We start from the raw sequence: 14409 nt of genomic DNA on the forward strand, positions 1-14409 counted from the left end.
GGCACCCCCGCAGGGCCCCGGCCGGGCGCCCCTCGTGCCCCGGCCTCCGCGCCGCAGAGCCCCGGGGACACCCAGACCAGGGCAGGACGGACCGGCCCCCAGGACCCGTCCGCGCCCACCCCAGCCCGGCCCCCAGGCCCCCAAATCCCCCTCCACCGGGGCCGGGGCCGGGCCACCACACACCGACCACAGCCGGACTCGCCTCCCGGCCAGGGCTCCTTGCGGACGTGGTGTCCGCAAGTAAACGAGAGGAGAACATGTGTCTCAGGACACCAGCTCAGTGAATCGTCAGGCGTTCATGGACAGGCTGCGCGAGCAGTGGGAGAAGCAGCCGACTGAGCAGTACGAGTTCGTCGGGCTGACCGGCATGGACTACAACGACTGGCTGGAGCACCGCCATGGCTGGCCGGTCGACGCGGCTGGCAACTGCCGCATCCACTCGGAGCTGGAGGAATTCCCGGCAACGGACTGCAAGGTCTGCTCGACCCTGATCAAGCTGTACGAGGAGCAGCACGGCAGCACCACCGAGTTGGCTCCGAACAGCTTCGTCACCACCGGCGATGCGGCGCACCTGGCCGCCACCTCGGCCCGACCCATGTGCGTGGGCCGTCTCAGCGCCTCGTTCTTGGCCGACCATGCTGCCCTTGAGCAGGCGACCGCCCACTGGTCGCTGGAACAGCTCACGGCCGCCGCCAGCGCCCTCACGGCCGCCAGCATCCGGCGCCGCGAGTCCATGTTTGTGGACGTGCTGCGCGCCCTGTTCTACATCCTCCCGAGCGCAGGCGAGCCCGTCGCCCGGGTCGAGTTCGTGACCGACTCCCCGGCGGAGAACGGCGTGTTCTGGAACGCGTCGAGGGTCTACCTCCACCACGCGGACGGGTCGGTGGGCGAGTTCGAGGACTTCATCGAGGACGGTGCCGAGAAGGAGCTGTACGCCGACCTGGACGACATGTTCCGGGACCTGCTGACAGACATCGCCGCCGACACCCCGCCGCAGCCCGGCGACCACCTGATCGTGGACCTCACGACCGGCGAGTTCGAACGGTCAGGAAAGTGGGCGGCCTAACGGATCACCAGCCCACCCCGACGCCGGTGACACTCCCGGCAGCCGGGACCGCTGAGCGGCAGCCACGCGTTTGTGGTGGGGCCCGTACCCGGCAACTCTGGTTCGGGCCCCACGTGCTGCCGTCTCCGGGCACCGCCCGCCCAGCCGGCCGGGCGCATCGATCGCAGTTGCCGAGCCCGCGCCGAACCGTCGACACTCCCACGGTCTGGCTGCCGGGTCCGCCACGGCCACCAACGCGCAGCGGTGCGGCGGTGTTGTTCCTGGTCACCGCTCTGCCAGCAGGGGGAGCAGGACCGTAGCTTTCTGGGTGCGGCACAGCGCGGCAGGCGGCCAGGGCAGCAGCAAGTCCCGTGCTGCACAGAGTCGTTACAGATCACTTTCGCGCCGTTTGTGGCCGCGCCGTATTCCCGCTCAGTCTGTGGCCAGTTGGAGGAACGGATGCCCCGGTACAAAGTCTTTCTTCATGCTCACGCCGGTGCCGAGGTCGAGGTGGACGCGCCGGACGCGCAGGAGGCCAACCGCCTGGCGCAAGAGGCTGTCAGGGAGCGCAGGGCTGTACGCCGCCCCATCGAGAAGTGGACGCCGACGATGACGGTGAACCTCGACCGCAAGCCCTGACCCCCGGTTGCCGCACCCCTTGCCTGCCGTGCCCGGACGCACCCAGCCCGACGTTTTCGCTGGTCGGGCGCGGTAGGGGGAGGGATGGTGGTGCGTAGGATGCCGACGCTTACCGGGCGCCGCCAATTTCGTAGACGCCTCGGATGGCGAAACCACCGTCGGCTGTGGCGTGACTGCCCCCGAAAGATGTCGTATTCGTAGCGAGTGCCGACGATTACAGCGTGACGTACGTCGGCCCGAACGGCAGGACAAGCATGTCGCGCTCCATGTTTTCCGACTTGTTCGAACCAGCGGGCACGAAGGAGTAAGAGCAATGGATGTGGATGCCGGAATAATGGATGTCGCAGTGATGATACGGGCCTACGTCCTCAATCCCCAGGGGCTCTGAATTCTGTGCGGCACGCAGAAGAGCTGGCCGGGCGTATCCACGATGAGGTCCTGTAAGTGCTGAACGCCGCAGCGGATGACGTCACGGATTGGTTCGGGGCCGAGGACACCGGCACCCGCGATGCGGTCAACCTGATCGTCAACGTAGTAGCCGAACGTCTCAAGGGGAGCGCAAAGGAAATCAACGAGATCATTGAGGAGGGCTACGACGCTACCCCGGATGAAGTCTACGACTGGTGCCGATCATGACACGAGGAAAGTGGCTCGTCGAGAGGGGGTAAACTCACCCTGCCAAGATCACAAAGGTCCACCGGTGAAATGGCGCTTTGTCGACCAACTGGCCGGTCGAGGCGTGGTGTTGTGAATGTGGTGCAAAGTTTGCCAAGTGCCGGATGAATTATGCCGGGAACTGGGATGTGTGCACCCCCGACACGACCGTCATGTGGAAGGTGCACTTCCGAGCAGGCATTCCGCCGTCTGGTGCACAGCCAACAGGTGTCAAGGGCCAGTTTGTGCACCGGCGAAATGGTATCGCCCGCTGCATATGCCTAGCGTTGCCGATGCAAGCCCGGCCCCACCACCGGACGAGTGAGGCACAAGCCGAACCCGCCCGCAGGAGAGCCGAACAGGCCAGCTGCGAGCTGGCCCGGTGAGCGGCGCACAGCAGGAGCGAGGCGAGCTCCCAGCAGCTGCTCCTGCTGCGCCGCAATGAAGAACGACGGAGGCTCGCTGCTTCGAGGCATGTGTCGTAGCCAATACGCCCCCTGGCATCGCAAACCTCCCGGATCTCGCATATGAAGGAGCGCACCGATGATCCACCCCCACACAGAAGCGTCCAACTCTGACGAGTTCAAAGGCTTCAACGAAGCCCGGCGCATCATGTGGTGCCATGACGCTCGTGCTCGCGTGTACGAGCGGTTCGAGCAGACGAGCTTCATCGGTGACACGAACGTTGCAGCGGTCCACGTCGACAACACCACCAGGGCAGACCGTGTGTTTCTCGTGGCATTCGACAAGGCCGGCCAGCAGGTCGGCGTCGACACGCTCTACATCGACGAGCCGAATCAACACCTCGGCATCGCGCCCGAGTTCGACCACGACTTCACCGGCATGGACGTCGTGCCGGACTCTCAGCTTGACCAGGCCATCTCTCGCGAGAACGGCTGGGTGGTCAACCTGAAGGTACTGCGCGAGTACGACTCCTTGGCCGATTGCCGGGCCACGCAGCGCGCGGTGTTCCTGGCGCATCTGCAGGACATGATGAAGAACGGTGACGTCCGCGGATTCCTGTTTGGCCGGGGTGAGTCCGATGACACTGATGCGGCGTGAGAGACCACGACCTCGTACCTCAGACGACCCCGCCGGCAGCCTGGCCGACGGGGTCGTCTGTGTCCTTGGACAGCGAATCCAGTCGTCCGCCCCGCGCTGACCTGCGGCGACTAACTTGATTGGCAAGGGCGTTGGTGAGGCCGTCCCCGCTCACCAACGCCATGACCTGCGACGACTGCGTTGGATGGCAAGGAACTCCACGGACTGGGTTCGATGTCGGCGGACAGTCTGATCTCTGACGCTGTTACAGTGCTGCATTTTCACAACAGGTGCACCGACGAAACTCCGTGACCAGGGGCGATACGCCCCTCACTGGCTGTTCGACCTGCTGCGCGGACCGGCCGCCGGTATCGGTACTGCCGGCGTGTGGTGGCGCGGGCTGAGGGTCTGCGCGATCGACGGCACGACCATGGCCGTGCCCGACAGCCCGGCGAATCTGGCCGCCTTCACCAAGCACCGCTGCAACAACGGCGGTTCGGGATACTCGGCCCTGCGGCTGCTGGTGCTGGTGTCCTGCGGCACCCGCACGGTCATCGACGCGGTGTTCGGACCGACCACTGACGGCGAGACGTCATATGCACCGCGCCTGCTCCGCAATCTGCGCGAGGGCATGATCGTGCTGCTGGACCGCAACTTCGCCGCCCGGACCCTGGTGACCGCCATGGTCAGGACCGGCGCACACGTGCTGGTCCGGGCAAAGAACGGCCGTCGGCTGCCCGTCCTGGGCCGCTGCGGTAACGGCTCCTGGCTGTCGGCGATCGGCGCCGTCCCCGTGCGTGTCATCGACTGCGAGATCACCATCACCACGGCCGTGAGCCGCCGCACCGGCCGCTACCGGCTCCTCACCACCCTGACCGACCACCAAAGTCACCCCGCCGCCGAACTGATCACGATGTACCACCAGCGCTGGGGACCGCCAACCTGGAGATCAAGTCCACCATCCTGGGCGGCCGCGTCCTGCGCGCCCGCACCCCGGACGGCATCGACCAGGAGGTTTACGCCCTGCTCGTCGCCTACCAGGTCCTGCGGCTGGCCATGGCCGACGCCACCGCCACACGCCCCGGCATCGACCCCGACCGAGCCAGCTTCACCACCGCCCTGAACACTGCACGCGACCTGGTCGTCCAGGCCACGGGCGTGATCGCCGACACCGTCCCCGTCCGCCCACCGACCAACTGACTGGAGGCTCTGCTGTGCCCGACGCCGAACTTGCTGCCCGTATCCGTACGGAGATCACCCGACACCCCCGGCACCACGACCAGCATGCCTGGCTCGCCGGAACCCGTCTCCTGCGCCCGGACCAGGCGCCGGACTGCGGCACGACCCTGTGCGTCGCCGGATGGACCGCCCACCTGACCGGCTACACCCTCGAGCGCGACTCCGGCATCGTGAGGGCCTTCCGGCCCGGAATCCCCCGCGGATACGTCGACGACGTCGCCCGCGTCGAACTCGGCCTGACCGAGGACGACGCCCGCACGCTCTTCGCCACCCGCCGCACCCGCGCCGAGGTGCTCGCCGCGCTCGGCCAGCTCGCCGACGGAGCCGCCGCCATCGACTGGCCCACCATCTGGGCCACCCAGCCGCCCGAATAAAGCCCGCGCCCCGCGCCCCGCGCCCGGCTCCGGGCAGGCCAACCCTGGCCCCTGAACTCCCGCTGCCCGTGCGGGGGTTCGGGGGCTTCTCGCTCGTGGGCACTGGCCCGAGACCGTGCAGGGCCTCATCGGCCCTCGGGGGCCGGGGTTCGAACAGGTCGTCGGCCACCGGATGCCGGGCGGACTCGTGCGGCCCTTCCCCGCCGCGCGGTGAGGATCGTGCCCGACCGCCCCTAGCCGAACGACCCGCACCGTTGACGGCTCGCCCCCGCATCCGCCGAGGGCGGGCCGTCCCGCGTTGCCGCACGGACCGAACCCGGCACAGGGGTGCCCGGCTTGGCGTGCCGGGGGCCAGTGTCAGTGCGGCAAGAGCGGCTCCCGCCCCGCCATCTGCGGGTGTGGCCGAGCCCCCCCCGAACCGTCGACTTCCGCCGCCATGCCGGCCGGACATCGGTGCGCGCTGTCGGCCGCGCTGCCAGAGCTGCGCACTCGGGGACGGTTGCGCCGCTAACTCCCTGCCCCGCCATGGTCCTGTCCACCGGGCCGCAGCCCGCAGATCCCCCTCCCGTCACCGCTGCGGCCCGGCGCCCCCTTTCGACCGCCGTGCCGCGCTCACCGCGCGCCAGGACGCGGTGGCTGCCCCCCTGCCAGGTGACGTGCAGCCCCCACGGCGGGCCCCTCGCCAGGAGACGTAATGCCTGATCCACCCCGACCCGCCCCCACTGAAGTCCTTGCCGCCTTCCAGGCCGTGTTCTGCCAGCCCGGCGACGACGGCGACGACTGGGACCCCACCGACACCCTGCGCTGCACCCGCTGCGGACTCCTGATCCGGGCGGGCGCCGATGCGCACCTCACCGACCTCAACACCTCTGCCCTGGAGCATTCATGCCTGAACACCCGACCGTAGAAGCCGTTCTCCCCAAGCCGGTTGCCGCCATGCGCGACGACCTGCTGGAAGCAACCGGGCAGACGGCCGACATCCGCCGCACCTCACCGCTGCACTACCTGCTGCGGCTGGCCAGCGAGAGGGTAGAGCTCACCGTCACCTGGCGGCGCAATCACCGCGGCACCTGGAAGTGGAGTACCTCGACGCTCACGGTGGACGGCACCCCCCGTGAACTGGCCCGCGACTTCGATGACTTCGTGCGCATCTGGAACGACCCTGATGTCCTCTCCCGCCCAGGGGGCCGCTCCGAGCTCCCCGAACTGACCCCGGTGAGCGATGAAACCCAGCTCCCCGACAGGGTGCGCCAGACCCTCGACAACACGCGGGACACCGCCCGGCGAAAGGACACCGACAGCAACATCAACGCGTTCGCCGCAGCCACCGACAGCGGCTACACCATCCAGCTGAGCGGCCCCAAAGGCACACTGCACATCCACTACACCCCCAGCCGCCGCACTCCGGGATCCTGGGCCCTGGCCCCACGCCACCCGTTCCGGATGTATGACACGAACGGCATGGACCGCACCAGCAAGTTCGGCGGAGACCTGAGCACCGCCATGGCGGACATGTTCGGCCTCAGCGCTGCCCCCGCAGTGCCGGGGCAGACCGGCCACACCCGCCAGGCCAGCGTGACCAACTCGGTCCAGGTCCGGCGCCACACCGTCATCCGCGTCTGACCTAGAAACCACCCATCCCTTCGGGCCCGCCCCGCCGCTGCATCCGGCACGTGGGCGGGCCCTTCGGCGTCCCCGGGCCCGGTCACCTCCTGTGCCCGACGGACCCGTGGGGGCCTCGGGCCGTCCTCGCCTGCTTGCGGCGCTAACCGCGCGCCGTCGCACGGTGCTGCCCGGCCGCCCCGACCTGCCCCGGCCGGGCGGGTTGATGCGGCTCATTTCACTCCACCCCAACGAACGGATTGTTGACCATGCAAGTTCTGACATGGGCGCTGATCTTGCTGGGCATGCTGCTGTGCGCTGTGCCGCCCGCCGTGATCTCCGACCCTCGCATTCCCATCTTCAGGCTGCGCAAAGGCAGGCTGGCAGGCGCTCTGGCGGCCGGATGCGTGCTGCTGTCCGTGACAATCGGCTGGTATGCACTGGTTTCCGTGATGCTCACGCCGGTAGCGGTGCTGCTCCAGGTCGCAGCCGACCGTGGCCGCGCCCGCACCACGTCGGCCTCCACCCCGACAGCGTGGGTGATGAAGGCCCCTACCTACCGCGACCCGGCCACCCGGACCCTGCTGATCACGCGTGCCGACCACGCCGCCAACTCGAAGCCACATGGGCGAGTTGTCGGCCGAGGCATCCAGGTTGCTGACGCGGATCCTTCCGAGGGGCGGGAAAGGATCTCCAACAGCGTGGGAAACGAGCTCGGCGCGGAGCCGAATCTCCGCAGGTCGACGAGTTCCGTCGGCGCCCCCAACAGGGGAGGAGATCAGCACAGCTGATCCGGGGGGCGAACCCGGGCCGAGTGCTTTGCGGGGAGATATACCGTGGACCGGCTCACGCCGGTCCCGGGTGACGCCTCGCGGTGAGCCCTACGAGGTCACGCAGTTCGTCTTCGGCACCTTCGACGTCCAGGAGCAGCAACCATGAGCAAACCGCTGAGCATGGAGGACCTCACGGTCAAGTTCCACAGTAACCGCGCCGGCGTCTACCGCGGCGAGACCACGATCTGGCAGGCCCCTGAGGGAAGTCTCTACCGCGTCGTCCAGCGTCTGGACCCGGCCGAGTTCGAGATCGCGACCCTCGTCCCCACTGGGTGGATCACGCTTCTGGCCCTGCACAAAGAAGCAGACGGCGTCGCCGACCAGGATGAAGCAATGAACCGCTGGCTGGACATCCAGAACCTTCCCCCGACCTCGAGCAGCGACTGGGTGGCAGAGCCCAGGACCGAAGCATGACCGCCTCCGCCGATTCCGGGCTCACGCTGGACGACGTCCTCGATCTGAGCAGAGCGCTCGATCTCGTCGATGCGAAGATCAAGCTGCTCAGCGAGTAGTGGCTCGAGTACCCGCAGGACTACGCTCCGGATGACATCCGGTCCATGAACGACGAGGTCGAGCAGCTGCACCAGCTGCGCACGCGACTGATGGACCTGCAAGCCCGCCGGGACGCAGAGTCCTCCGCCTGAGAAGACGACGATGCCCTGACTGCCTCGTGGCGATCAGGGCATCGAATCAGGCTCGGTACGTAGCAGTGCCGCCCTGCCGGGTCGTCACACCGGCGGGATAAGCAGCGAGGCCCCCGCGTAGATGAGATCCGGATTCTGGATCTTGTTCGTCTCGACCAGGATGCCGATCGGCACCCCCGTCGTCCCTGAGATCGCGGTGAGCGTATCGCCTGGCTTGATGGTGTATGGCTTCGCCTTCGGCGCGGGCTTCGCCTCGGCCGGTGCACCCGATCCGTTGGGTTTGTCCTCGTCGCCGCGACCCGGCGTCGGATCCTGACGCGCCCCGTTCTCGTCCTGCTTCCCCGTGCCGCCCTCGCTCGGCTGCTGGGCGTTGCCGCCTCCGGCGTTCTTCTCGCCGGGATTCCACGGTGCCTCGACCGGGGCGTGATTGCCCTGCAGCGCCTGGATGATGCCGCCGTCGGACGTCGCGAGCTGCGTCAGGCCCCATCCGGCGAAGAGCGCCGCTCCGCCCACCATGACGCTGGCGGCGATGACGGGTCCGTTGCCGAAGCCCATCGGGCCGGCGTGACTCCCGGCAGCTGCTCTCATCTGCGCCGACGGCTTCAACGCCGTCCCCACTGGCCGCTGAATCGTAGCCGTCATCCCTGTCCCAACTCCTCTTTGAATAGCGCGCATAACCATTCACGTCCGGCATTGACATTCTACTCATAGCCGAACTGAAGTTGATAGAATAAGGGATTGGATGGCAGTCCGAATCCTGTCCGATAGCCCGCCAATGGCCCCCTGAATCGCCGACCGCCAGACCGAACGAAGGAACCGCACCACCATGGTCAACTACTCCATCTCCGCCAGCCAGATCACCGAGGGCAAGAACGTCTTCATCCGCGGGAAGCTCGGCTTCGCTGTACTCGCCCGCCTCATCGAGGGCGCGGAGCTCGTCGCCAGCGACCAGCGCAAGACGAAGAACGGCATGAACCCCGTCGGCAAGCCGCACACCACCGCGACGATCATTCACGCCGAGGTCCAGTTCGCCGATCCGAACAACCCCACCCTCGAAGAGCAGTTCGTCTCCGAGCGCCGCTACGATTCCCCGAAGCGGCCCGAAACCGGACCCAACTACTCCATCGACTCCAAGGGCAGCACCCTGCCGGTCATCGCGATCCCTTCTCCGAAGGGCGACGGCACCTATGACCAGGATGAGTCCGGCCGGGAGCTCGCGCAGGGCCTCGACGTCACGCTCGTGCTGCGCACCTACAAGCCGAAGAACTTCAACAACCGCGGCCTGGCCCTCGAACAGGTGATCGTCCACGAGGCGCCGCGCTACTACAATGCTGGCGGCATCGACCAGGCTGAGCTGGCTGCGCGTGGCATCGTGCTCAACGGCACGCCGCGCCCCGTTCAGGCCACTCCTGCCAGTGCTGCTCCTGCTGCCGCCGTCCCGGTGGCGACCGAGGTGGAGGACGGCCTGTCTTTCCCGGCCCCTCAGCCGGCGTCCGCACCTGTGGCCGTGGCCGCGCAGTCTCCGGTTCAGGCTCAGGCCCCGGCGACCGCCGTGGCTGCGCCCGTCGCTGCTGGTCCTGCTCCGGATGCTGTTCCGGCCGCAGCTCCCGCTCCTGCCCAGCAGGAGACCCTGGAGCAGAAGCTCGCGCGCCTGGAGGCCGAGAACGCCTCCCTCAAGGACGCCGGTTCGGCGGTGGGCTCGCCCGTGGCCACCGGCCCCTGGAACGGCTCCGGCCCGGCCCAGCAGGCGGGGATCACCTACCAGGGCTGATCCACGCTGACCATCGATGAGACCCCCGTACTCGCATCCGTGCAGTACGGGGGTCCTGTCTTTCTCTTCCCCTCCTGACGCCTCCGATCGAAAGCGTGCGTCCCACGATGACTCCAGCCGACCCCCATGCCTGGTTCCCGCAGTTCTACGGCAACCCCGCGATCCGCACTCTCGCCAGTGCCTGTCGGTGGACCATCTCCGGACAGATCAGGGAAGAGACCCCCGACGATCCCACCAAGCCGCCGAAGCGCAAGGCCCCGATCGACGTACGGCACCTGCTCGCCGGCTGCACCTCCAGCTGCAAGCACGCCGGCCCACTACGCGGAGCCTTCGCCCTGGACGAGACCTGCCTGCTCACCCTCGACGAACTCACCGCGGCGATACCGAACGCCGCAAACACCGCCTTCTACCTCCAAGCCCAGACTGACGGGCTGCTCGTCCTCGACATCGAGGCCGACTGCCCGCCAGGTGTGGCCACAGACCTGCTGCGGCTGCCGGGCATCCTCTACTCGGAGCTGTCGATGTCCGGCCAGGGCTTCCATCTCGTCATGCCGCTGCCGAAGAACTTCCACGACTTCCCCGTGGCCGCCGGCAAGCGCGTCCTGCGCGAGGAACACGGCTGGTACGAACTGCTCCTGGACCACTGGTCGACCTTCACCCGCCAGCCGGTGCCCGATCGCGTCATCTCTCACGTCAACGCAGCAACTATCGCACCGGCCTTCGCCTCCATCGAGGACCTCTACACGCAGCTGGCCGTGAACGCCAGCGAGAGCTCCGGTGCTTCAGCATCAGATGTCGACACCGCCGAGGTCATGCCCGACATCCCGTACTCACAGGCGATCGTCGAGCAGACCCTGGCCAGTGCACGCCATCAGCTCCGGGATCCCGGCGACTTCAACCACGACATGTCCCGCTGGGAGTTCTCCGTTCTCGCGTCGCTCTACGGCTGGATGCGGACGCAACTGCGCGCCTACAGCGCCCTCGGCGTCGAGTACTCGACGGGCGACACCGCGTGGTTGCTCTACAAGGCGGCGCTCGACGTCATCCCTGCGCGCCCCAAGCACAGCGAGCGGCGCAACGGCCGGCCCTTCCTCCTCGACCGGGCCGCCGCGCTCGTGGCCGACCGCGAGGCCCGTTCCTCGTCGACCAACTGACGCTCTGTGCCTGCTGCTGCTTCTGCTCCTGGTTCATCTGCTGCCTCCGGCAGCGGGTGGGGTGGGTGGCGGGTGCTGCGGCGGGGCCGAGCACAGGTGGGGGACAGGGCTGGATCGCGCGGAGCGCGATCGGGTGGCGATGTGCAGCGGGGCTCCATCGCCACCCATGGCGGGAGTGCAGGTCTCCGCCGGGCTCCGACGGCGCGGCCCGCGCCACAGGACCGTTCACGGCCTATGCAGCCTCGGCGACGCCGAGAGCAGCAGCGCCGTCCTCCGACATCTCTTGTCTTTCTCTCTCTTCCTCGCCCACGCACAGAAAAGACATCGATATGAAGTTCAACGACACCCTGACGACCCTCATCAAGCAGTCACTTGAGGTCGACGCGACGCCCGCTCTCATGGGCGAACCCGGCATCGGCAAGTCCAGCTTCGTCGAGGACCTGGCCTACTCCATGGGCACGCAGGCTTTCACGCTGCCGTGCAACCAGCTCGCCGACAAGGCCGACCTCACCGGTGCGCGCCTGGTGCCGTACACCAAGGACGACGGCACGCAGAGCTACAAGCAGGTCTTCTACCCGCACCAGGTGATCCAGGAGTGCATCGACTACGCCGAGAAGAACCCGCGTGAGTGGCCGATCCTCTTCCTCGACGAGATCAACCGCACCACCTCCGACGTCACCTCCGGCGCGCTGACCCTGGTCACGCTGCGCCGCATGGGCTACGTCGAGCTGCCCAAGAACGTCCGCATCGTCGTGGCCGGCAACGACAGGGGCAACGTCACTTCGCTCGACGAGGCGAGCCTGTCCCGCTTCGCGATCTTTCATGTCGAGCCCGACGCCGCCACCCTCATGTCCGTGCTCGGCGACAACATGAACCCCTGGGTGAAGACGGTGCTCACGCAGTACCCCGGGCTGATCTTCCAGAAGTCGACGCCCGAGGCCATCGTCGCCGACGGTCAGGACGACGACGACGACAACGGCAACGTCACGATGGCCGATCTGTTCGACGGCGGCGAGGAGATGAACCAGCTCACCACGCCGCGCACCATCGACAACCTGTCGAAGTGGCTCAACGCGGCCGACCCGCAGCAGCTGGCGCAGTACCTGGCGACCCCGATCCAGATCGGCGACCGCGAGACATCGCTGCTGAACGAGGCCATCGAGGCCTACGTCGGAGACACCATGTTCACCACGCAGCTCGTGGCCACCATCTCTCAGGACCTGGCGAACAACGCTGGCGGCGTGCAGCAGAACCGGGTGAACGTCCCGAAGCCGAACTGCTACCAGAGCCTGAAGGCCGCAGCGACCATGACCGACATGGCCGCGGTCATCGCGACGCTGACCGACAACGAGAAGTCCGGGTCGCTGCTGTACGCGCTCAAGGAGAGCGAGGACAACGCGCGCCTCATCGAGCAGCTGGCCCAGGCCATCACCCAGATCGAGCCGGAGCACACCCGCACGCTCATCGAGATGGTGACCAGCCAGCAGATCGACCGCCAGAACCTGGAGGCCTTCATGGAGATCGACGCTCCGATCGTCAACCAGGCCAAGCCGGTCCTCTCGGCCTTCCTCTGATCGCTCGCTCACCGGTGGTGGGGACTGCTGCGGTGCAACTCTTGCTGCAACTCCCCACCACCGGCGGCGCTCTGCCGCTGCCTTGTCCTCAGAAGGAGACCACGACCCATGACGATCACCGTCACGAACCAGAAGCCGGCCGTACTCGACGCACTGCACACCATCTCGTGCACCGGTGATTACGACCCGATGCCGGCGATCCAGCAGACCCTCATCGACCCGCTGCTGGAGCCGTTGAACCCCAATACCCCGGCGAGCATCACCGACGCCCAGGGCGCTGATCTGACGGGGGACATCCCGGATCTGGTCCTGAGCTGCCTCGGCGACACGCTGAACGTGACCAACGAGCAGACCGTCAAGGAGCTGCTCGGGCAGACCCTGATCAACTTCGACCAAGGCACACCGCTGCCGGTCGCCGAGCTCTTCGCCGTTCAGGCCGGGCAGCAGAACAAGATGCCCGCTCCCTCCCCTCGGGTGCTCTACACCGCGCAGGCTGATGTCCTCCCGGCCGCGAAGGCTCTGCTGGCGAGGACCGGCGACGAGAGCGCCTTCTTCGCCTCGATCGCCTACACCTTCCACCCCGACACCCTCGGGTTCTGGTTCCAGTCCTCCGCGGCCTTCGACGACTTCAAGATTTGGCTGTCCCAGCAGACACAGACGATGGCCAGTGCGTTGCCGCCGGCCACCACCAAGCTGCTCAACGACTTCACGGCCCTGTCCCTGAAGGGGCTCACCGAGTCGCTGCTGGTGCGCAAAGACGACTCTGACGCCAACGATGAGCACTCCTTCGCCCGCGTGCTCGTGCACATGCTCATGAACTACGCCGAGCAGCAGCGGGCCCAGGCCGGCCAGCAGAACACCGCTCTGGACACCGGCGTCCTGCCGTTCACGGTCGGGGAGCTGTTCTGCCCGCGCTCCGTCGTCCTGGTCAACGTCGAGGCCCATGCCCGGGCCACCGCGGCGAAGATCACAGGGGAGTGGAACCTCATCAAGCAGTCGCTGGCTTCGCCGGTGAAGGTCGTCTCGAACACGTCGCTGTCCAAGCTCACGTCGCTGCCACGGGCAGCCGCCCGGGCCGCCGCCCTGGGAGCCAAGCAGCAACCGGGGCAGCCTGGCAGCCGTAGCGCCCAGGTGGCGTTCCGCAAGCAGCCGCCGAGCAAGCTCGACCTGCTCAAGCACATCACCCGTGTGCTACGCCGGATGGGCAAGGTCAACAAGTCGCAGAACATCTTCCGCACGACGACGGCGACCTTCCTCAAGGCCAACCGCCGGAACCCGGACGACTTCAACAAGCCCGGCCGGATCACCTCGGTGCAGTACATGCCCGACCTGCATATCTACATCGACACCTCCGGCTCGATCTCCGAGGAGAACTACCAGGAGGCGGTCATGATGCTCATCCGGATCGCCAAGAAGCTCAACATCAACCTGTACTTCAACTCGTTCAGCCACTTCCTGTCCCAAGAGGTGATGCTGCGCACGGAGAACAAGTCGACGGCTCAGATCTGGAAGGAGTTCCGCAGGATCCCGAAGGTGTCGGGCGGAACGGAGTACACGCAGATCTGGCGGTACATCAACGCCAGCCGGGTGCGCCAGCGCAGGCTCTCGCTCATGGTCACCGACTTCGACTGGCTGCCGCCGTCCACGCGTCAGGACCACCCGAAGAACCTGTACTACGCGCCGTGCTCCGCCATGGACTGGTCGTTCATGGTGGACCTGGCCAAGCGCTACGCCGACTCGATGCAGCACATCGACCCGAGCATCCGGCAGAGGCTCCTCGGCATGGTCGTCTGACCCTGCTGCCCCCAAGGACCGCCAAGAGCGGTGCCGTGCAACCAA

The 14409-nt window shown here is 67.2% G+C and carries 15 protein-coding genes; 14 read left to right on the forward strand and 1 reads right to left on the reverse strand.

Features of this window, described 5'->3' with window-relative positions; all coding sequences use genetic code 11:
* Positions 1-280: 280 nt before the first annotated feature.
* The 10 genes from FE633_RS10680 (at position 281) to FE633_RS10725 (ending at position 7841) form a co-directional block, all read left to right on the forward strand.
* Entirely contained in the window at positions 281-1066 is a 786-nt protein-coding gene (locus FE633_RS10680; protein WP_212747197.1) for a hypothetical protein, read from the forward strand.
* A gap of 438 nt (positions 1067-1504) precedes the next feature.
* Positions 1505-1684, forward strand: coding sequence for a hypothetical protein (locus tag FE633_RS10685; protein WP_101401362.1), 180 nt, complete (start codon positions 1505-1507; stop codon positions 1682-1684).
* Positions 1685-2128: 444 nt separating this feature from the next.
* The gene (locus FE633_RS10690; RefSeq protein WP_138044884.1) at positions 2129-2320 is read left to right on the forward strand and encodes a hypothetical protein; all 192 of its coding nucleotides are present in this window, start codon (positions 2129-2131) and stop codon (positions 2318-2320) included.
* Between the two features lie 561 nt (positions 2321-2881).
* Positions 2882-3400, forward strand: a complete 519-nt coding sequence (locus FE633_RS10695; RefSeq protein WP_138044885.1) for a hypothetical protein — start codon at positions 2882-2884, stop codon at positions 3398-3400.
* Positions 3401-3764: 364 nt separating this feature from the next.
* Positions 3765-4502 carry a transposase gene (locus tag FE633_RS10700; protein WP_138044886.1) on the forward strand — a complete coding sequence of 246 codons (738 nt, stop codon included), beginning with the start codon at positions 3765-3767 and terminating at the stop codon, positions 4500-4502.
* Positions 4503-4593: 91 nt separating this feature from the next.
* The gene (locus FE633_RS10705) at positions 4594-4992 is read left to right on the forward strand and encodes a hypothetical protein (protein WP_138044887.1); all 399 of its coding nucleotides are present in this window, start codon (positions 4594-4596) and stop codon (positions 4990-4992) included.
* Positions 4993-5686: 694 nt separating this feature from the next.
* The gene (locus tag FE633_RS10710; RefSeq protein WP_138044888.1) at positions 5687-5899 is read left to right on the forward strand and encodes a hypothetical protein; all 213 of its coding nucleotides are present in this window, start codon (positions 5687-5689) and stop codon (positions 5897-5899) included.
* Positions 5878-6615 (forward strand): hypothetical protein, encoded by a 738-nt coding sequence (locus FE633_RS10715; protein WP_138044889.1) that lies wholly within the window; start codon positions 5878-5880, stop codon positions 6613-6615. Before FE633_RS10710 ends, FE633_RS10715 begins: the two co-directional genes overlap by 22 nt.
* 248 nt (positions 6616-6863) lie before the next feature.
* Complete coding sequence (locus FE633_RS10720; protein WP_138044890.1) at positions 6864-7385, forward strand: hypothetical protein; 522 nt, start codon at positions 6864-6866, stop codon at positions 7383-7385.
* Positions 7386-7529: 144 nt separating this feature from the next.
* Positions 7530-7841: a hypothetical protein gene (locus FE633_RS10725; RefSeq protein WP_138044891.1), complete on the forward strand. Its 312-nt coding sequence runs from the start codon at positions 7530-7532 to the stop codon at positions 7839-7841.
* 314 nt (positions 7842-8155) lie between these two features.
* Here the strand turns inward: FE633_RS10725 and FE633_RS10730 are convergent, their stop codons facing one another.
* A complete protein-coding gene (locus tag FE633_RS10730; RefSeq protein ID WP_171059890.1) occupies positions 8156-8626 on the reverse strand; it encodes a LysM peptidoglycan-binding domain-containing protein in 471 nt (156 codons plus the stop codon).
* 271 nt (positions 8627-8897) lie between these two features.
* Here FE633_RS10730 and FE633_RS10735 point away from each other — a divergent pair, with 271 nt between their 5' ends.
* The 4 genes from FE633_RS10735 to FE633_RS10750 all read left to right on the forward strand — a co-directional run bounded on the left by FE633_RS10735 (position 8898) and on the right by FE633_RS10750 (position 14364).
* Entirely contained in the window at positions 8898-9842 is a 945-nt protein-coding gene (locus tag FE633_RS10735) for a hypothetical protein (RefSeq protein ID WP_138044893.1), read from the forward strand.
* Between the two features lie 107 nt (positions 9843-9949).
* Positions 9950-10996 carry a hypothetical protein gene (locus FE633_RS10740; protein WP_138045061.1) on the forward strand — a complete coding sequence of 349 codons (1047 nt, stop codon included), beginning with the start codon at positions 9950-9952 and terminating at the stop codon, positions 10994-10996.
* Positions 10997-11325: 329 nt separating this feature from the next.
* Positions 11326-12570, forward strand: coding sequence for an AAA family ATPase (locus FE633_RS10745; RefSeq protein ID WP_138044894.1), 1245 nt, complete (start codon positions 11326-11328; stop codon positions 12568-12570).
* A 108-nt stretch (positions 12571-12678) separates the two neighbouring features.
* Positions 12679-14364: a vWA domain-containing protein gene (locus tag FE633_RS10750; protein WP_138044895.1), complete on the forward strand. Its 1686-nt coding sequence runs from the start codon at positions 12679-12681 to the stop codon at positions 14362-14364.
* Positions 14365-14409: the final 45 nt, after the last annotated feature.

The sequence above is a fragment of the Streptomyces montanus genome, assembly GCF_005786655.1.
In the GTDB taxonomy this organism is placed as follows: Bacteria; Actinomycetota; Actinomycetes; order Streptomycetales; family Streptomycetaceae; genus Streptomyces; species Streptomyces sporangiiformans.